Source organism: Streptomyces sp. NPDC093598 (assembly GCF_044764825.1).
In the GTDB taxonomy this organism is placed as follows: domain Bacteria; phylum Actinomycetota; class Actinomycetes; order Streptomycetales; family Streptomycetaceae; genus Streptomyces.
This window is the reverse complement of record NZ_JBIWIV010000002.1, coordinates 528,955-548,275: the sequence shown is the minus strand read 5'-3', so window position 1 is coordinate 548,275 and position 19,321 is coordinate 528,955. Positions and strand designations below refer to the sequence as shown.

Below are 19,321 nucleotides of genomic sequence, written 5' to 3'. Positions count from 1 at the left end.
GCCACGACCCTAGGAAGGCTTGCGGTCACCTTCTGTCCGCAAGCCGGAGTTCGGCGGGCCTCCTTCGTAGGCGGCGAGCAGGACGCCCCGAACGCCCTCCGCCGTCACCTCGCGCGGGTTGGCGTACGGCTCGCCCGCGACCCGGTCCGCCGCCGGGGCCACGTCGGCCTGCGCGAGGCCGAGTTCGGCGAGGGAGCGCGGGGCGCCGAGGCGTCCGGCCAGGTCCCACAGGGCGCGGGGCACGTCGTCGGTGTCGAGGGCGCGGCCCAGTACCGTCAACGCCAGCGGGGCCGCGGGGGCGTTGTGGGCGAGGGCGTAGGGCAGGACCACGGTGTGGGTCTCGGCGTGCGGCAGGCCGTAGGTGCCGCCCAGGACGTGGCACAGCTTGTGGTGCAGCCCCATCGTGGTCGCGCCGAGGCACGCGCCGCACAGCCACGCCGCGTACAGCGCCCGGCTGCGCGCGTCGAGGTTCTCCGGGTCGTCGGCCAGCCGTGGCAGCGCCTCGGTCATCGCCCGGGCGCCCTCCTCGGCCATGAGCGTCACCAGCGGCGAGGCGTCCGGGGCGTACAGCGCCTCGACGGCGTGCGCGAGCGCGTTGATCCCGCTGGTCACGGTCAGCGGCACGGGCAGGGAGAGGGTGAGCCGGGGGTCGTAGACGACGCTGCGGGGCTGGACGACCGGGTCGCGGCCGGTGCGCTTGGTGCCGTGCTCGGTCAGGCCCCACACCGGGGTCATCTCGGAGCCCGAGTAGGTCGACGGCACGGCGATCAGCGGCAGTCCGGTGCGCAGGGCGATCGCCTTGCCGAGCCCGATCGCGGAGCCGCCGCCGACCGCGACGCAGCCGTCGGCCCCGGCCGCGCGTACGGCCGCGACGGCCCGGTCGGCGTCCTCGACGGGCACGTGCATGCGGGCCTCGGCGTGCAGCCCGGCACAGCTGTCGCCGAGGGCGTCCGCGACGGCCCGGGCCACGGGCTCGCCCCGGCTGCCGCACACCACGAGCAGCCGCCTCAGGCCCAGGCGCGCCGCCTCACCCGGGGTCGCGGAGACGGCGGCGCCGGGCCGGAAGACGACCCGCACGGGCCGCGTCTCGTACGTGAAGTCCTCCTGGAACGTCATGCGGTGCGCTCCAGGACGAGGTCGAAGCGGGCGTGCCGGAAGGGGTTGTCCACGCCGAACTCCCGGGCCAGCGAGGGGTCGTCCGTCTCCGCGAAGTCCTGGACGAGGCTCTGCTTCACGGCGAACACCGCGTCGGAGTCGAGGTAGTCGCCGCCGGCCACGAAGATGTGCGTGGTGACGGGCGTGTGGCCCTCGGCCGCGGCGATGAAGTGGATGTGCGCGGGGCGGTAGGGGTGCCGCCCGGTCGCGCGCAGCAGTCCGCCCACGGGGCCGTCGGTGGGGATCGGATACGCCGCCGGGACGCAGGTGCGGAACCAGAAGCGGCCCTCGGCGTCGGCTGTGAAGAGTCCGCGTCCGTTGCCCGCCGGCTGGACGCCGGGTTGCTGGACGTCGTAGTAGCCCTGGTCGTCGGCCTGCCAGACGTCGACGACGGCGCCGGGCAGCGCGGTGCCGTCCGCGGACCGCACCCGGCCGCTGACGACGCATTTCTCGCCGCCGCCGACCAGGTCGATGTCGTCGCCGAGCGCGCGGACCGGCGACTCGGTCATGTGGAAGGGGCCCAGCACGGTCGATTCGGTGGCCCCGGCCGCGCGATCGCCGTGGACGGTCTCCACGAGCATGGAGAGGCCCAGCACGTCCGACAGCAGGATGAACTCCTGGCGGGTGTCGGTGCACGTCTGCCCGGTCGCGGTCAGGAAGGCGACGGCCCGCTCCCACTCGTCCTGGGTGAGTCGGGTCTCGCGCGCGAAGTCGTGCAGATGGCGGACGAGGCCGGTGAGCAGTTCGCGCAGCCGCGGGTCGGCGGTCCCGCGCAGGCTGGCGAGGGCCTGCTCGGTGACGCCGGCCCCGGTGGCATCGGTGGTCATCCCGGCTCCTCGTCGTCGGTGTCCGCTTCTTCCATGATGGCGCGCTCAGGCATACCCGAGGATCCGCCGCAGCGCGTCCCCGAGCAGGTCTGCGGCGTCCGGACCGGCGGAGGCGTGCCGGAAGGCGACGAACCCGTCCGGACGCACGAGGAGGGCGCCCGCGTCGGGGATCTCGCGCAGCCGCGCCCAGTCGCCGTACGGGTCCTCGTACTGCTGCCCGGGGCCGATCACCACCGTGGCGATCTCGACCTCCTGAGCCTCTGCGGCCCGCACCCAGGCCTCTCCCCCGATGCCGGTCAGCAGGGTGAAGCGGCCCCGTCCCACCGTGTCGAGGGTGGAGAGCGTGCGGGTGCCGGAGGTGATCCAGGCGTGCGGGAGCCGGGCGCCGGGCCGGGAGGACGGCTGGTGGTACAGCTCGGGGTCACGGGCGAAGCCGGGGTCGGGCGTGCCGTCCGGGACGATCGCGGCGAAGCTGTCGGCGGGATAGCGCTGGTTGAGGTCGACGCCGTGCGCATTGAACTCGTAGACCTTGAAGGCGATCGCCTCGCGCAGCTTCGCCCGCTGCTTCTCGGCGGCCTCGGTGGCGTCCTTGCGGGCGGCGATGTTGGCCCACAGCTGCTCGGGGGTCTGCGGGGAGAGCCCGTCGAGGGCTTCGAAGACCGGGGCGGTCTCGCGGATGGACCGGTTGGCGCGGGTGACGATCTGCCGGCCGACGGGTGCGCGCTCGGCGGTGTAGCTGTCGAGCAGCCCGGGGTGCGCGGTGCCGTCGAGGACCAGCTTGAGCTTCCAGGCGAGGTTGTAGGCGTCCTGGATCGAGGTGTTGGAGCCGAGGCCGTTGGACGGCGGATGCCGGTGCACGGCGTCGCCGGCGCAGAAGACCCGCCCGTTCGTGTACGTCTGCGCGTACATCTCGTTGACGGTCCACGCCGAGGAGGACTTGACGGTCACGGGGATGTCGTCGTCGCCGACGAGCCCCCGGACGATTCCCTCGGCGTACTCGGTGGTCAGGTCGGGCGCGCCCGCACTCACGTCGTAGCCCCACACGATCAGCCACTCGTTCCAGGGACGTACGCAGCGCACCAGGCCCGCGCCGATGCCGCCGACCGTGGCGCCAGGAGCGAGGACCCAGTAGAGGGTGGACGGGCGATGGGCGGTGTACTTGGCCAGGTCCGCCTCGAAGACGATGTTGATGCTGCCGGCCACGCCCATCTGACCGCCCATCGGCAGCCCAGCGTCCGCGGCGACCTTCGACCGTCCGCCGTCGGCGCCGATCAGGTACTTGGCGCGGATCTCGTAGGTGTCCCCGCGCAGCCGGTCGCGGACGGTGGCCGTGACGCCGTCGGCGTCCTGGGTGTGGGAGAGGTACTCGTTCTGGAAGCGGAGCCGGGTGCCGCGGGCGACGGCCGCGTTCACGAGGACCGGCTCCATGAGGTGCTGCGGCATGTCGCACATGCGGGTGGGACTGGCGAGTTCGTGCTCGGCCTGCACGAGCGGGTCGTTGCCCCAGGAGCGCACCCGGCCCAGTTCCTCGCCCGCCAGGCTGGTGCAGAAGGTCGTGTTGCCCATCAGGTGCTGCGGGGTGGCCTGTGCGACGACCTCCTGCTCCACGCCGAGGTCGCGCAGCACCTCCATGGTGCGCTGGTTGGTGATGTGCGCACGCGGGGTGTCGGCGAGGCTCGCGTAGCGGGTCACCACGATGTTGGGGACGCCGTAGGTGCTCAGGGCGAGCGCGGCCGAGGCGCCGGCCGGGCCGCTGCCCACGATCAGGACGTCGGTCTCGACGACGGTGGACACGGGGCGCTCCTGCGGAAGGGGGTGGGGCGGGCGGGATGCGGAACGTGCTTGATCATGGGGCGCTTCGGCGGGGCGCGGGTGTCTCATTACGAGACACCGGTGTGCCGGTGAAGGGCGGCGCCGCGACCCGCAGTTGTTTCCCGTTCAACCGAACCGGCTACGGTGGTCTGTGCCGTGACCACCACAGACCCCTCCCCCGGAACCACCGCCCGGCCCACGCTCCGTGTCGCCCGCGAGCGGTTCCTGTCGGGGTACCCGCTGCCCGAGGGCGTACCGGAGGAGGTCGCAGCGGCGTGGCGGCGGGCCCGGTTCTTCGGTGTACGGCACGACTTGGAGGAGCCTCCGGCGTGCCCGTCGCGCCCCCGCGAGTCGGAGCTGCTCGGTGCGGCCCGGCCGGTGCTCGACCGGATCGTCCCCGCCCTGGGGACAGGCCGGTCGCTGCTCATCCTGACCGACGAGCGGCTGCGCGTGCTGTGGACGGCGGGGAAGGTGCCCGGGGTCGGGGCGTGCACCGTCCTGTCGGAGCAGGAGGTCGGCAACAACAGCGCGGCCCTGGCCCTGCGCACCCGGAGCCGGGCCGAGGTCCACGGGCCCGAGCACTACCTCGACCGCTGGCAGGAGGTGTCCGCGGTCAGCGTCCCGGTGCTAGGGCCGGAGAGCGGGCAGGTGCTGGGCACCCTGACGGTCGCGTCACGGTTGTGCGCCGCGGCGCCGCATCCGCAGGCGGCGTTCGTCGAGGCGGCGGTCGCGGCGGTCGAGACGGAGCTGCGGGCGCGGGCGGGCCGGGGCGAGCGGGCGCTGCTGGACGCCTACATGCGGGCGGCGCGCGGGCAGGACCGGGCCGTGGCGGCGCTCGACGGCCGCAACCGCCTGGTCAGCGACGCGGCACAGCGGTTGCTGACGCCCGAGGTGCTCGGCGTGCTGGAGCGTACGGCGGCCGGCGCGGGGGACCCGGACGTCACGGGCTTCGCGGAGTTGCCGGAGGGCGCCGGGTGCACCGCGCGCGTCACCCCGGTGCGTCTGGACGGCACGGCCATCGGGATCGTGGCCGTCCTGGAACCGCTCGACGATCCGGCGCCCTCGGCGACGTCCTCCCCGTGCCCGCCGGCCGCACTGACCGGCTCCTCGGTCCCCTGGCGGCACGCCGTGGGGCGCGCCATGGAACTGGCCCGCTCCCGGGAGCCCCTGCTGCTCACCGGCGAGCGCGGAACCGGCAAATCCGCACTGGCGTGGGAGTTGCTCGGCCCGGACCCCGCCCGGATCGCCGACGCGGCGCAGGACGCCGGGCTCGACCGGACCCTGCCCGCGTGGCAACCCGATCGCCCGCTCCTGCTCCGCCATGCCGAGCGCCTCGCGCAGTCCGGCGTGGCCGCGCTCAACTCCCTGCTGGACCAGCACCCGGACGCCCGGCTGCTGGTCACCCATACTCCCGGTGCGCCGGTCGGCCCCTGCCTCCAGCGCCTGCTGGACAAGCTGTCCGCACGCTCGGTGACCCTGCCGCCGTTGCGGGAACGGACCGAGGACATACGGGACCTGCTGCCGGCCCTCACGCCCCGCCCGGCGCCCGGGCAACCGCCGCTGACCTGGACCCTGGACGCCCTGCGCGCGCTGGAGCTGTACCCGTGGCCCGGCAATGTCACCGAGCTGGCCCATGTCGTCCGGGCCCTGGCGGAGCACCGGCGGGCGTCCGGGCCGGTGCGCCGGTCCGAGCTGCCGGACGCCGTCCGGGAAGGACCGGCGGCGCGCCCGCTCAGCCCGATGGAGCACGCCGAGCGCGCCGCGATCCTGGAGGCGCTGCGCCGCCACGGCGGCAACAAGGCCCGCGCCGCGGCCGCGCTGGGAATCGGCCGGGCGACGCTGTACCGCAAGCTGCGGGGGTACCGGCGCTGAGCCGGGAACGACGCTGAGACACGGTGTGCCGCGGGAACACGGTCGCCGGCGACGCACGACAGCTCGGGCGGGCCGAGAAGATCTCGACCCGCCCGAGCTGGTCTGTGTCCGAGGGGGGACTTGAACCCCCACGCCCGATAAAGGGCACTAGCACCTCAAGCTAGCGCGTCTGCCATTCCGCCACCCGGACCAGGTGTCCGCCGCCTTGTCAGGGGTGCTCCCCGCGGCGACACGGACAACAATACCAAGGTTTCGGAGTGCCCTTCACCTGCGTTTCCGTCCGCCTGGCGGGGGTCCGGGACCTCGCGCCCCGATGGCTCTAGGGTCACACCATGAGTGACTGGATGGTGACGCAGAGCTCCTCGGCGGGGCGGCGCCCGCGTGCGCTGTCGCCGCTCAGGGAGCATCTGCGGGACACGTTCTGGTTCGCCCCCACCGCGGCGATGGTGAGCGTCTTCGTGGTCTGGGTGGGGGCGCAGATGCTCGACACGGCCCTCGTCGACGCGCTCCGGGAGGACCGGGACTTCGAGACGCTCGACGAACTGCTGCGGTTCTCGGAGGACGCGAAGGCCGTCGTGAGCGCGGTCGGCTCGGCGATGATGACCTTCATCGGTGTGGTGTTCAGCATCTCGCTGGTCGCCGTGCAGATGGCGAGCGGGCAGTTCACCCCGCGCGTGGTACGGCTCTTCGTCCGGAGCCGGATCACCAAGGCGACCTTCGCCGTCTTCCTGGCGACCTTCGTGCTGACCCTGCTGGTCCTGACGAGCTTCGACAGTGTCGACGACCCCCGTGCCGTCAGGTCGGTGCCTCTGGTGCAGTCGGTCCTCACCCTGTGCATGGTGGGGCTGAGCCTGCTGCTCTTCGTGCTGTACGTGAACGCCACCCTGCGGCTGATGCGGATCAGTCAGGTGATCGCGCGGATCGCCTCGGAGTCGTTCCGGGTGGCCGCCGCGATGCCCGTGCCGGTGGGCGGGCAGGACGCTGCCGGCCTCGGCCCCGAGACCGCGCAGGTGCCGCACGAGGGCCGGGCGGGGGTGCTGCGGGACGTGCACATCGCGCGGTTGGTGCGGGTGGCGCGCACACACGGGGTCGTGTTGCGGCTGATCCCGCGGATCGGCGACTTCGTGGTGCCCGGGATGCCCGTACTGGCGGTGCACGGCGGGCCGGTTCCACCGCGCAGGGTGCTGCGCTACGCGATCTCGGTGGGGGTGGAGCGGACCTACCACCAGGATCTCGGTTTCGGGCTGCGGCAGTTGTCCGACATCGCGTTGCGCGCCCTGTCGTCCGCGATCAACGATCCGACGACCGCCGTGCAGGCGCTGGACCGTGTCGTCCAGTTCCTCGCAGCGCTGAGCCGTCGGCCGCTGGACGCCGCCCTGCACCGGGACCGGGCCGGTGCGGTGCGGCTGGTGCAGCCCGTGCCGGGGTGGACCGAGCTGGTGGATCTCGGGTTCACCGAGGTACGGGGCTGCGCCATCGGGAACCCGCAGGTCTCCCGGCGCATGCTGGCCGGCCTGGACGACCTGCTCCTGCTGGCGCCGCCGGAACGCCGCGAGCCGCTGCTGCGCCATCGCGAACTGCTCCGGCAGGCCGTCGACCTCGCCGCGCCGACGCCGTCGGACCGGGACTTCGCCCTGCGCCCGGACCGGCAGGGGATCGGCTGAGCGACGTACCGGCACAGTCGGGACAGGCTTCCCGGCCAGGACGGCCCGGATCGGGGAGCGGCCGGACCGCCGTAGGGAGCCGAACCGCCGTGGCAGGCAAGTCCGGCGTCGGACCGTGTTCGGCGGCCGACGCCGGCACCACGGGACGAACGTGTGGTGCACCGGCGTCGGCCGCTCCCCCCTTCTCATGGCAGCAACTGGTACTCCGGGAAGTTCCCCGGCAGCCGCTCCCCCTCCGGTCCCCGCGTCACCGCGCGCACCAGCAGGTCGCCGCCGACGAACGCGCCTCGCCAGGACGCGCCGAGCCCGCCGAACAGCTCGTCGCGATCACCCCGGGAGCGGGGCGCGCCGTGGCCGACCTTGAACGCGCGGATGTGCGGGGCGAGCCGGTCGTACGTCGACCGGTCGTCCGTGGACAGCGTGGCGACCAGCGCGCCGTTGGAGGCGTTCATCGCGGCCAGCAGCTCCGCCTCCGTGTCGACCAGGACGATCGTGTCGACCGGGCCGAACGGCTCCGCGTGGTGCAGCGGAGACGACGAGGGCGGGTTGAGGAGGGTGACCGGCTGGACGTAGGCGGAGGTGTCCTGGCCGGGCAGGAAGCGGGCGTCGTCGGGTGTGGCGCGGTGCAGCGGTACGGCGCCGCGCTCGATCGCCTCGGCGACCTGGTCGCGCAGTTCCTTCGCCTTGGCCGCGTTGATCACCGGCCCGAAGTCCGGTGCCGGGTACGGGTCGTCCGGCTGTTCCACGGCGAGCGGATGCCCGACCCTGAGGGTGCGCACCGCCGGGAGGTACGCCGCCAGGAACGCGTCGAACAGGTGCCGCTGGACGACGAAGCGCGGGTACGCCGTGCAGCGCTGCTTGCCGTAGTCGAAGAGCTTGGGGATCACCGCGGTGAGGGCGTCCCAGTCCGAGTAGTTCCAGATCCCCCAGGTGTTGAGTCCTTCCTGTTCGAGTACGTGTCGTTTGCCGAGGTCGGCGACGGCCGTGGCCACCGCGGCGCCGGTGTCGCGCCCGCCGACGAAGGAGACGCAGCCGATCTCGGGCGCCCGCACCAGCGCCTGGGAGAGCTCGCCTCCGCTGCCGCTGACGAGGGTCACGGGAACTCCCTCGCGGGCGGCGAGGGCGCAGGCCAGGGTAAGGCAGGCGACACCGCCGTCGGTCGGGGTCTTGGCGATGACCGCGTTGCCTGCCAGTGCCTGGACCAGCATGGCGTGAACGAGCACGCTCATCGGGTAGTTCCAGCTGGCGATGTTGGACACGGGACCGTCCAGCGGGGAACGGCCGGCGAGCATCGGTTCGACGCCGTCGACGTACCAGCGGACCCCGTCGATCGCCCGGTCGACATCCGCGAGGGCGAGCCGCCAGGGCTTGCCGATCTCCCAGACGAGCAGCAGCGCGAGCAGGCTGCGATGTTCCGCGAGGGCGTCGAGGGTGGCCGCGACCCGGGCCCGGCGCTCGTCCAGGGGGAGGCGCCGCCAGGCACGGTGCTGGTCGAGTGCCGCGCACACGGCCCGGTGGGCGGTGGTCCCGTCCAGGCGGGGCGGGCCGGCGATCGGGCTGCCGTCGACCGGGCTGACGGCGGGCAGGACCCGGCCGTCCTCCTGCCAGGTGCCGTTCCAGAGGTTGAGGACCCGGTCGTCGCGGAAGGCCTCGGGGGCGACGGCGAGGCAGCGCCGCCAGGCCTCGGGCCAGGACGTGCCGGTCTTGAGGGTGAGGGTGGGTGCCATGGGGTTGCTCCGCTCTCGGTGCACAGTCGGGGGCGGGGAATTCGGCGTGGGGCGGCCCGGCAATCGGCCGGAGAATCGGCGTGGGCGGCCCGGTTGTCAGCGTTCGAGTCGCGCGAGCACCAGCTTCGCCGTCTCGGTCGGTGTGCTGCCCACGCTCACCCCGACCGCCTCCAGGGCCTCCTTCTTCGCGGCGGCGGTGCCCAAGGAGCCGGACACGATCGCGCCCGCGTGCCCCATGGTCTTGCCCTCGGGTGCGGTGAACCCGGCGATGTAACCGACGACCGGCTTGGTGACGTGCTCGCGGATGTAGGCCGCGGCGCGTTCCTCCGCGTCGCCGCCGATCTCGCCGATGAGGACGATCAGATCGGTGTCGGGGTCGTCCTGGAAGGCGGCGAGGCAGTCGATGTGCGTGGTGCCGACGACGGGGTCGCCGCCGATGCCGACGCAGGTGGAGAAGCCGATGTCGCGCAGCTCGTACATGAGCTGGTACGTCAGCGTGCCCGACTTGGAGACCAGTCCGATGCGGCCCGGTTTGGTGATGTCGGCCGGGATGATGCCCGCGTTGGACTGGCCGGGGGTGATCAGGCCCGGACAGTTGGGGCCGACGATGCGGGTGCCCTTGTCCTTCGCGTAGGCGGTGAAGGCGACGGAGTCGTGGACGGGGATGCCTTCGGTGATGACGACGGCGAGGGCGATGCCGGCGTCGGCGGCTTCGACGACGGCCGCCTTGGCGAAGGCGGGCGGTACGAAGACGACGGTGACGTCCGCTCCGGTGGCGCGCATCCCGTCGGCGACCGAGCCGAAGACGGGCACGGCCCTGGGGGCACCTCCCAGGCCCTTCAGGCACTGGGGGACGTCGAAGTCGACGGTGCGGCCCGCCTTGCGCGGGTTCACCCCGCCGACGACGTTCGTGCCGGCCGCGAGCATCCGCCGGGTGTGCTTCATGCCCTCGCCGCCGGTCATGCCCTGGACGAGGACCTTGCTCTCCTTGGTGAGGTAGATGGCCATGGCGTTCCCTCTCCTCAGGCCGTGGTGGCGAGTCGGGCGGCACGGGCGGCGGCGCCGTCCATGGTGGTGACCTGCTGGACCAGCGGATGCGCGTGCTCGTCGAGGACGGCCCGGCCCCGGGCCGCGTTGTTGCCGTCGAGGCGCACGACGAGCGGCTTGGTCAGCCGGACGGTTTCCAGGGCCTGCACAATGCCGTCGGCGACCGCGTCGCAGGCGGTGATCCCGCCGAAGACGTTGACGAAGACGGATTTCACGGCCGGGTCGGAAAGGATGACCGACAGTCCGTCCGCCATCACCTGGGCGCTCGCACCGCCGCCGATGTCGAGGAAATCGGCCGGTCGCGCTCCGCACCCCGCGACCACGTCGAGCGTCGACATGACGAGGCCGGCGCCGTTGCCGATGATGCCGACCTCGCCGTCCAGCTTGACGTAGTTGAGTCCCTTCGTGGCGGCGGCCGCCTCGAGCGGGTCGTCGTGCCCGGTGTCGTCCGCGCCCCAGCGAGCCTGCCGGAAGCGGGCGTTGTCGTCGAGGGTGACCTTGCCGTCGAGGGCCAGGATCTGGCCCCCCTTCGTGCGGACGAGCGGGTTGACCTCGACGAGGAGGGCGTCCTCGCGGACCAGAACCTCCCACAGGCGGACGAGCACGTCGACGGCCTGGTGCGGAAGCCCGGCCGCGTCGGCGATCTCGGTGGCCCTGGCCGGGGTCACGCCCTCGGCCGGGTCGACGGGGATGCGGGCGACCGCCTCCGGCCTCGTGACGGCGACCTCCTCGATCTCCATGCCGCCCTCGGCCGAGGCGATCGCGAGGAAGCGGCCCGCCGCGCGGTCGAGTACGTAGGACACGTAGAACTCGGTTTCGATGTCCACGGGTTGGGCCAGCATGACCTTGCCGACCGTGTGGCCCTTGATGTCCATGCCGAGGATCTGGCGTGCGGTCAGCTCCGCCGCGGCCGGGTCTGCGGCGAGTCTCACACCGCCGGCCTTGCCGCGCCCACCGGTCTTCACCTGGGCTTTCACCACGACCCGACCGCCGAGCCGGCGTGCGATCTCGCGCGCTTCCTTGGGCGAGTCGGTCACCTCGGCCCGCGGCACCAAGATGCCGTGCTCTTCGAAGAGTTCTTTTGCCTGGTGTTCGTACAGGTCCATTTCGGCTCCTGACTGCTGTGTCTTCCGGGGAGCGACCTCCAGCCCCCCGAAAATGCCGCACGCCCCCTGGACACCACCCACCGGATGCGGGATAACAAGCTTCATACAGTATTCGTCGACTGTATGCAATGTACCGCGAACCGCTCCAACCCCCTACGAAGGGACAGGACTTCGCCATGCCCGACGACACCCAGGACTTGATTTCCGGTGGTCATCTCGTAGCCAAGGCGCTGAAGGCCGAGGGGGTCGACCGCATCTACACCTTGTGCGGCGGCCACATCATCGACATCTACGACGGCTGCGTCGACGAGGGCATCGAGGTCGTCGACGTACGCCACGAGCAGGTCGCCGCCCACGCCGCCGACGGTTACGCGCGCATCACCGGCAAGCCCGGCTGCGCGGTGGTCACCGCGGGACCGGGGACGACCGACGCCGTCACCGGTGTCGCCAACGCCTTCCGCGCGGAGTCCCCGATGCTGCTGATCGGCGGTCAGGGAGCACTCGCCCAGCACAAGATGGGGTCCCTCCAGGACCTGCCGCACGTCGACATGATGAACCCCATCACCAAGTTCGCGGCGACCGTGCCCGACACGGCCCGCGCGGCGGACATGGTGTCCATGGCGTTCCGCGAGTGCTTCCACGGCGCGCCCGGCCCCTCCTTCCTGGAGATCCCGCGCGACGTGCTGGACGCCAAGGTCCCGGCCGCCAAGGCGCGCGTGCCGCAGGAGGGCGCCTACCGCGCCTCGACCCGCTCGGCGGGCGACCCCGAGGCGATCGAGAAACTCGCCGACCTGCTGGTGCACGCCGAGAAGCCGGCCATCCTGCTCGGCAGCCAGGTGTGGACGACCCGCGGCACCGAGTCGGCCATCGAGCTCGTGCGGGCCCTCAACATCCCCGCCTACATGAACGGCGCGGGACGCGGCACCCTCCCGCCCGGCGACCCGCACCACTTCCAGCTCTCACGCCGGTACGCCTTCTCAGGCGCCGACGTCATCGTCATCGTCGGCACGCCCTTCGACTTCCGCATGGGCTACGGCAAGCGGCTGTCGCCGGACGCGACCGTCGTGCAGATCGACCTCGACTACCGCACGGTCGGCAAGAACCGCGACATCGACCTCGGCATCGTGGGCGACGCCGGTCTGGTGCTGAAGTCCGTGACCGAGGCGGCCTCCGGACGCATCAACGGCGGTGCGTCCAAGCGCAAGGAGTGGCTGGACGAGCTGCGGGCGGCCGAGCAGACCGCTCTGGAGAAGCGGCTGCCGAACCTGAAGTCCGACGCCTCACCCATCCACCCCTACCGTCTGGTCAGCGAGATCAACGACTTCCTCACCGAGGACTCGATCTACATCGGTGACGGCGGCGACATCGTCACCTTCTCCGGGCAGGTCGTCCAGCCCAAGTCGCCCGGGCACTGGATGGACCCGGGCCCCCTCGGCACGCTCGGCGTCGGTGTCCCCTTCGTGCTCGCGGCCAAGCAGGCGCGGCCCGACAAGGAGGTCGTCGCGCTCTTCGGTGACGGCGCGTTCTCCCTGACCGGCTGGGACTTCGAGACGCTCGTCCGCTACGACCTCCCGTTCGTCGGCATCGTCGGCAACAACTCCTCCATGAACCAGATCCGGTACGGCCAGGCCGCCAAGTACGGCAAGGACCGCGACCGGGTCGGCAACACCCTCGGCGACGTCCACTACGACAAGTTCGCCCAGATGCTGGGCGGTTACGGCGAGGAGGTCCGCGACCCCGCCGACATCGGCCCGGCGCTGCGACGCGCCCGCGAGTCCGGCAAGCCGTCGCTGATCAACGTCTGGGTCGACCCCGACGCGTACGCCCCCGGAACCATGAACCAGACCATGTACAAGTGAGGTGCCCCGATGACCCCTACGTCCACCAAGGCCCTCGAAGGCATCCGCGTCCTGGACATGACCCACGTCCAGTCCGGGCCGTCGGCGACCCAGCTGCTCGCCTGGCTCGGCGCGGACGTCGTCAAGCTGGAGGCGCCGACCGGCGACATCACGCGCAAGCAGCTGCGTGACCTGCCGGACGTCGACTCCCTCTACTTCACGATGCTCAACTGCAACAAGCGGAGCATCACCCTCAACACCAAGACCGAGCGCGGCAAGGAGATCCTCACCGAGCTGATCCGGCGCTCCGACGTCATGGTCGAGAACTTCGGCCCGGGCGCGGTGGACCGGATGGGCTTCACCTGGGACCGCATCCAGGAGATCAATCCACGGATCGTCTATGCCTCCATCAAGGGGTTCGGCGAGGGCCCGTACACCAACTTCAAGGCGTACGAGGTCGTCGCGCAGGCCATGGGCGGGTCGATGTCGACCACCGGTTTCGAGGACGGGCCGCCGCTGGCGACGGGGGCCCAGATCGGGGACTCGGGGACGGGGGTGCACGCCGTGGCGGGCATCCTCGCCGCGCTCTACCAACGGGAGCGCACCGGGCGCGGGCAGCGGGTCAACGTGGCCATGCAGCACGCCGTGCTGAACCTGTGCCGGGTGAAGCTGCGGGATCAGCAGCGCCTGGCACACGGGCCGCTCGCTGAATATCCCAACGAGGACTTCGGCGACGAGGTTCCCAGGTCCGGAAACGCCTCCGGCGGCGGGCAGCCCGGCTGGGCGGTCAAGTGCGCGCCGGGCGGCCCGAACGACTACGTGTACGTCATCGTCCAGCCCGTCGGCTGGCAGCCGATCAGCGAGCTCATCGGCCGGCCCGAGCTGGCCGCCGACCCCGAGTGGGCGACGCCCGAGGCGCGGCTGCCCAAGCTCGGCAAGATGTTCCAGCTGATCGAGGAGTGGTCCTCGACGCTGCCCAAGTGGGAGGTGCTGGAGCGGCTCAACGCGCACAACATCCCGTGCGGGCCGATCCTGTCCACCCGGGAGATCATCGAGGACCGTTCGCTGGTCGCCAACGAGATGGTCGTCACCGTCCCGCATCCCGAGCGCGGCGACTTCGTGACCGTCGGCAGCCCGCTCAAGCTGTCCGACTCTCCGGTCGAGGTGACCAGTTCCCCTCTGCTCGGCGAGCACAACGAAGAGGTCTACGTCGGAGAACTCGGCCTCGGCGACGAGGAAGTGCGCCTGCTCAAGTCGAACGGAGTGATCTGACGTGATGGCGGAAGACCGGGTCCTGCGGGTGCGGTCCCTCCTGGAGTCCGTGCGGGCCGAGGGGCGGACCGCGCTGACCGCGCCCGAGGGCAAGGTGATCGCCGACGCGTACGGGATCGCCGTACCGGGCGAGGAGCTGGCGACGGACGTCGACGAGGCCGTGGCGTTCGCGGCGCGCTTCGGCGGGCCCGTCGTGATGAAGATCGTTTCGCCGGACATCCTGCACAAGACCGACGCCGGCGGAGTCATCGTCGGGGTCGAGGGCGCGACCGACGTACGGGCCGCCTTCCACACCATCATCGACAACGCGCGTGCGTACGACGCCGATGCCCGCATCTCGGGCGTGCAGGTGCAGGAGCTGCTGCCGAAGGGGCAGGAGGTCATCGTCGGCGCGGTCACGGACCCGACGTTCGGGAAGGTGGTCGCCTTCGGGCTCGGAGGGGTCCTCGTCGAGGTCCTGAAGGACGTGACGTTCCGGCTCGCGCCGGTGGACGCCGACGAGGCGCTGTCGATGCTGGACTCGATCCGCTCGGCGGAGATCCTGCGCGGGGTGCGCGGCCAGGCGGGCGTGGACCGGTGGGCCGTCGCCGAGCAGATCCGCCGGGTGTCGCAACTCGTCGCCGACTTCCCCGAGATCGCGGAGGTGGACCTCAACCCGGTGATCGCGACGGCGGAGGGGGCCGTCGCGGCCGACATCCGGGTGATCCTCGCCGAGTCGCAGCCCGCGCCGCGCCGGACGTACTCGCGCGAGGAGATCCTCACCTCGATGCGCCGGCTGATGCAGCCGAGCTCGGTCGCCGTGATCGGCGCCTCCAACGAGCAGGGCAAGATCGGCAATTCGGTGATGCGCAACCTCATCGACGGAGGGTTCGCCGGTGAGATCCATCCGGTGAATCCCAAGGCCGATGACATTCTGGGACGCAAGGCGTACAAGAGTGTCACGGACGTTCCCGGTGAGGTGGATGTGGCGGTCTTCGCGATCCCCGCCAGGTTCGTGGCCTCGGCCCTGGAGGAGGTGGGACGCAAGAAGATCCCGAACGCCGTGCTGATCCCCTCCGGGTTCGCGGAGACCGGCGAGCACGAGCTCCAGGCGGAGATCGTGGCGATCGCCGAACGGCACGGCGTACGGCTGCTGGGGCCGAACATCTACGGCTACTACTCGACCTGGCAGGACCTGTGCGCCACGTTCTGCACGCCGTACGACGTCAAGGGCGGGGTGGCGCTGACCTCGCAGTCGGGCGGCATCGGGATGGCCATCCTGGGCTTCGCCCGCACCACCAAGACGGGTGTGTCGGCGATCGTCGGGCTCGGCAACAAGTCGGACCTCGACGAGGACGACCTGCTGACCTGGTTCGGTGAGGACCCGCACACCGACTGCATCGCGATGCACCTGGAGGACCTCAAGGACGGCCGCGCCTTCGTGGAGGCGGCGCGGGCGACCGTGCCGAAGAAGCCGGTGGTCGTGCTGAAGGCCGGGCGCACCGCCGCGGGTGCAAAGGCGGCCGGTTCGCACACTGGGGCCCTCGCGGGCGACGACGCCGTGTACGACGACATCCTGCGGCAGGCCGGAGTCATCCGGGCGCCCGGGCTGAACGAGATGCTGGAGTACGCGCGCGCGTTGCCGGTGCTGCCCGCACCCAAGGGCGACAACGTCGTGATCATCACGGGCGCCGGCGGCAGTGGTGTGCTGCTCTCCGACGCGGTGACGGACAACGGCCTGTCCCTGATGGAGATCCCGCCGGACCTGGACGAGGCGTTCCGGAAGTTCATCCCGCCCTTCGGGGCCGCGGGCAACCCGGTGGACATCACCGGGGGCGAGCCGCCGTCGACGTACGAGGCGACGATCCGGCTGGGTCTGGACGACCCGCGCATCCACGCGCTGGTCCTCGGCTACTGGCACACCATCGTCACTCCTCCCATGGTCTTCGCGGAGCTCACCGCGCGCGTGGTGGCCGAGTTCCGCGAGCGCGGGATCGAGAAGCCCGTGGTGGCCTCGCTCGCGGGCGACGTGGAGGTCGAGGAGGCCTGCCAGTACCTCTTCGAGCACGGGGTCGTGGCGTACCCGTACACGACCGAGAAGCCGGTGGCAGTGCTCGGCGCGAAGTACCGCTGGGCGCGGGAGGCGGGGCGGCTGGGGGGCGGTACATGAGGTGAGTGAGCGGGGGGCCGGCCGACGGTGCGCGTCGGCCGGCCCCGGGACCCGCACGCGCACGAAAGGCATGGGACAGGGGGCGCTGGCCAGATCTTTCGACGCAAGGGGTGCGACACGACATGACAACGACCGATCTGCCCACCACGGTTCCCTACCGGGAGGTCACCGACGCGAACGGTCGCGTCTACCGCCTCGGTGAGACCGACATCGACATCATGGGGCGCAAGCGCAAGTGGATGGTGATCCTGCCCTGGATCGGCATGATGGGCATCTCCTCCGCCGAGTACGCGTTCGCGTCGGCCGAGGACACCCTGCACACGGCGCACAGCTGGAACAGCATGCACATCTTCTGGATGATGACCGTCTGGGTCTTCTTCCAGGCCGCGGTGGCCTTCCCCGCGGGCAAGCTGCGTGAGAGCGGAAAACTGCCGGCCCGCTGGGCCATGATGCTCGGCGCCACCGGCACGCTGCTGGGCTACCTGTCCCTCGCCTTCGCGCCGCACGTGGTCTTCGCCTACATCGGCTTCAGCATGTTCAGCGGCATGGGCGCGGGAATGGTGTACGCCACCTGCGTCAACATGGTCGGCAAGTGGTATCCGGAGCGCAAGGGCGGCAAGACCGGCTTCGTCAACGGCGGTTTCGCCTACGGCTCGGTGCCCTTCGTCTTCCTCTTCAACGGCTACATGGACCTGACCAACTTCCGCTGGGTGCTGGTCTCGGTGGGTGTGTTCCTGGCCGCGATGGTCGCGTGCTCCGGCTACTTCTTCAAGGACCCGCCGAAGAACTGGTGGCCCTCGACGATCGACCCGCTGAACCCGCCGGACGACCCGCGCGCGGCTCGTTCGATGCGCATGAACCCGCCGGCGGTGCGCCAGTACTCCCCCAAGGAGGCGTGGAAGACCGGCCGGGTGGCCCTGATGTGGTTCTGTCTGGCCTGTACGTCCGGCGTGAACATCTTCGGTATCGCCTTCCAGGTGGAGATCGGCGAGGAGGCCGGATTCGCGGGCGGGATCGTCGCCACGGCCATGTCCCTGAAGGCCATCGTCAACGGCACCGGCCGCGGTGTCATCGGCTGGCTCTCCGATCTGTACGGCCGCAAGCGATGCCTGCTCGTCGTGTGCGTGATCCTGGGCCTGTCCCAGTACGGCATCCTCTGGTCGGCGAACGCCGAGAACCTTCCGCTGTTCCTGATCTTCTCCTCGATCTCCGGATTCGGCGGCGGCGCCATCTTCCCGATGTTCGCCGCGCTCACCGCCGACTACTTCGGTGAGAACAACAACGCCTCCAACTACGGCATGGTCTACAGCGCCAAGCTCGTCTCCGGTCTGGGCGCCGGCATGGGTGCCGTGGTCGTCGGCGCCTGGGGGCACTCCGGTGCCTTCATCCTGGCCGGCTCCATCTCGCTGTTCGCCGGCTGCGTGGCGCTGTTCCTGACCCCGCCGGGACGCGACAAGGAAACGCGCCGCATCTCCCCCAACCCGCAGCCGCTCGGCGAGGACACGACCTGACATGACGGCGGATCCGCCCGCGGCGAGCAGACCGTTCACACCGTCCGCCGTACACCGTCCCCATCGTCGAACGACCGACTGCCACCCCCGCCTGCACCGCCTCGGCGAGACGGGCGGGGACGTCCCGGGCCGGGCTCGGCCCGCGGCCTGACCGTCCGCCACGTGAGGAGGCCCTTCCCCGGGCGGGGAAGGGCCTCCTCACGCTTCCACGACTGTCAGCACCTCTCCCTCAGGGAGTGCAGGTGCGCGCTTGAGCGGCGCGCGAACGTGAAGGACTCGGCCGGGTTGTCGTGCTCGGCCTGCCAGTGGTGGGCCATGCGGTGGCCGCGCAGCCGGGTCACGGCGGAGATGAACCGCTGGTAGTCGATGTCACCGTCGCCGACGTCGGTCATGCGGTAGCCGTACGGGTTCGACGGGTCGCTCTCGCCGTCCTTCACGTGGAAGAGCGGGTAACGGTCGGGCCGCCGCAGGACGTAGTTCAGCGGCTCGAACGGCGCGGGCGTGCCGTCGGGCCGCTTGGAGAAGCGGAACTGGCCGACGTACGCCCAGTAGATGTCCATCTCCAGGTACACGAGGTCGGGGTCGGTCTCCTTGAGCAGGATGTCGTAGAGGCGGACCTTGGGGTTGTCGGTGGCGAAGGAGAACTCCTCCGAGTGATTGTGCTGGTAGAACTTCATGCCCCGGGCCCTGGCCGCCGCGCCGTAGGTGTTGAAGTCCTCGGCGGCGCGCTTCCAGGCGTCGACGGTCGAGCCGTAGCGGAACGGGCCGGAGGCCGTGCCGATGTGCTTGAGGCCGAGGGCCTGGGCGTCGTCGAGGACCTTGGTGAGGTTCTGGGCGAAGGTGTAGGCGTTCGGGTCGTCGGAGTAGTAGCCGACGTGACTGCCGATCGGGTTCAGGCCGTGGTCGCGGGCCAGCCGCTTGAGCTGGGCGAGGGTGATGGGGCCGGCCGAGCCCTGGGTGTAGCCGGCGAACTCGACCTCGTCGTAGCCGTAGCGCTCCAGTTCGGCGAAGACGGGGCCGAAGCCGAGGGTGGAGACCTTGTCGCGCAGGCTGTAGAGCTGGATTCCGAGGCGGCCGGGCGGCAGGACGGGACGGCCACGGCCCTTGGCGCCGGAGGCGGTGCCGGTGGTGGCTGCCGTGGGGGCGGCGGCCGCCGGGGCCGCGGCACCGAGCAGGGCGGCGGCGGTGGCACCGGCGGCCACGCCGAGCATGCCTCGTCTGCTGAGGCGGTGGCTGAGCTCGGGGTCGGGCTGGGAGAAGCGGCTCATGCGTGGAACTCCTCGTGATCGCGGGGCGTTGTCAGTGGTGAGTGCTTCACTTGTGACCAGTCGGTACCGAGGG

At 71.4% G+C, this 19,321-nt stretch carries 13 protein-coding genes and 1 tRNA gene; 6 read left to right on the top strand and 8 right to left on the bottom strand.

All coding sequences use genetic code 11. From position 1 onward, the window contains the following. Positions 1 to 9: 9 nt before the first annotated feature. From ACIRDU_RS08480 to ACIRDU_RS08470, 3 genes are read right to left on the bottom strand one after another with little or no spacing between them, the layout of a single operon-like run. A complete protein-coding gene (locus ACIRDU_RS08480; protein ID WP_403576086.1) occupies positions 10 to 1,116 on the bottom strand; it encodes a maleylacetate reductase in 1,107 nt (368 codons plus the stop codon). Then, positions 1,113 to 1,982 (bottom strand): dioxygenase, encoded by an 870-nt coding sequence (locus tag ACIRDU_RS08475; RefSeq protein ID WP_403576084.1) that lies wholly within the window; start codon positions 1,980 to 1,982, stop codon positions 1,113 to 1,115. The genes ACIRDU_RS08480 and ACIRDU_RS08475 overlap by 4 nt, the downstream gene beginning before the upstream one ends. Positions 1,983 to 2,027: 45 nt before the next feature. Then, complete coding sequence (locus tag ACIRDU_RS08470) at positions 2,028 to 3,776, bottom strand: FAD-dependent oxidoreductase (protein ID WP_403576082.1); 1,749 nt, start codon at positions 3,774 to 3,776, stop codon at positions 2,028 to 2,030. A gap of 174 nt (positions 3,777 to 3,950) precedes the next feature. Here ACIRDU_RS08470 and ACIRDU_RS08465 point away from each other — a divergent pair, with 174 nt between their 5' ends. Then, positions 3,951 to 5,666 carry a sigma-54-dependent Fis family transcriptional regulator gene (locus ACIRDU_RS08465; protein WP_403576080.1) on the top strand — a complete coding sequence of 572 codons (1,716 nt, stop codon included), beginning with the start codon at positions 3,951 to 3,953 and terminating at the stop codon, positions 5,664 to 5,666. 105 nt (positions 5,667 to 5,771) lie between these two features. Here the strand turns inward: ACIRDU_RS08465 and ACIRDU_RS08460 are convergent. Beyond that, positions 5,772 to 5,856 (bottom strand) — tRNA-Leu (locus tag ACIRDU_RS08460). A 142-nt stretch (positions 5,857 to 5,998) separates the two neighbouring features. On the opposite strand from ACIRDU_RS08460, the gene ACIRDU_RS08455 reads away from it, so the two are divergent. Further along, complete coding sequence (locus ACIRDU_RS08455) at positions 5,999 to 7,330, top strand: DUF2254 domain-containing protein (protein WP_403576078.1); 1,332 nt, start codon at positions 5,999 to 6,001, stop codon at positions 7,328 to 7,330. Positions 7,331 to 7,515: 185 nt separating this feature from the next. On the opposite strand, the gene ACIRDU_RS08450 is transcribed toward ACIRDU_RS08455, so the two are convergent. From ACIRDU_RS08450 to sucC, 3 genes are all read right to left on the bottom strand, one after another. Then, on the bottom strand, positions 7,516 to 9,057 hold the full coding sequence (locus tag ACIRDU_RS08450) for an aldehyde dehydrogenase family protein (protein WP_403576076.1): 1,542 nt from the start codon (positions 9,055 to 9,057) through the stop codon (positions 7,516 to 7,518). 96 nt (positions 9,058 to 9,153) lie between these two features. Continuing rightward, positions 9,154 to 10,065: a succinate--CoA ligase subunit alpha gene (sucD, locus tag ACIRDU_RS08445; RefSeq protein WP_403576074.1), complete on the bottom strand. Its 912-nt coding sequence runs from the start codon at positions 10,063 to 10,065 to the stop codon at positions 9,154 to 9,156. A gap of 14 nt (positions 10,066 to 10,079) precedes the next feature. Then, positions 10,080 to 11,210 carry an ADP-forming succinate--CoA ligase subunit beta gene (gene sucC, locus ACIRDU_RS08440; protein WP_403576072.1) on the bottom strand — a complete coding sequence of 377 codons (1,131 nt, stop codon included), beginning with the start codon at positions 11,208 to 11,210 and terminating at the stop codon, positions 10,080 to 10,082. Between the two features lie 176 nt (positions 11,211 to 11,386). Between sucC and ACIRDU_RS08435 the strand changes: the two genes are divergently transcribed. The 4 genes from ACIRDU_RS08435 to ACIRDU_RS08420 all read left to right on the top strand — a co-directional run bounded on the left by ACIRDU_RS08435 (position 11,387) and on the right by ACIRDU_RS08420 (position 17,980). Further along, positions 11,387 to 13,069 carry a thiamine pyrophosphate-binding protein gene (locus tag ACIRDU_RS08435; RefSeq protein WP_403576070.1) on the top strand — a complete coding sequence of 561 codons (1,683 nt, stop codon included), beginning with the start codon at positions 11,387 to 11,389 and terminating at the stop codon, positions 13,067 to 13,069. A 9-nt stretch (positions 13,070 to 13,078) separates the two neighbouring features. After that, positions 13,079 to 14,320, top strand: a complete 1,242-nt coding sequence (gene frc, locus ACIRDU_RS08430) for a formyl-CoA transferase (protein WP_403576068.1) — start codon at positions 13,079 to 13,081, stop codon at positions 14,318 to 14,320. Positions 14,321 to 14,324: 4 nt separating this feature from the next. Beyond that, on the top strand, positions 14,325 to 16,469 hold the full coding sequence (locus ACIRDU_RS08425; RefSeq protein ID WP_403576066.1) for an acetate--CoA ligase family protein: 2,145 nt from the start codon (positions 14,325 to 14,327) through the stop codon (positions 16,467 to 16,469). A 122-nt stretch (positions 16,470 to 16,591) separates the two neighbouring features. Next, complete coding sequence (locus ACIRDU_RS08420; RefSeq protein WP_403576064.1) at positions 16,592 to 17,980, top strand: OFA family MFS transporter; 1,389 nt, start codon at positions 16,592 to 16,594, stop codon at positions 17,978 to 17,980. A gap of 215 nt (positions 17,981 to 18,195) precedes the next feature. Here ACIRDU_RS08420 and ACIRDU_RS08415 read toward each other — a convergent pair whose 3' ends face one another. Further along, a complete protein-coding gene (locus ACIRDU_RS08415) occupies positions 18,196 to 19,248 on the bottom strand; it encodes a sugar phosphate isomerase/epimerase family protein (protein WP_403576062.1) in 1,053 nt (350 codons plus the stop codon). Between the last annotated feature and the right edge of the window lie 73 nt (positions 19,249 to 19,321).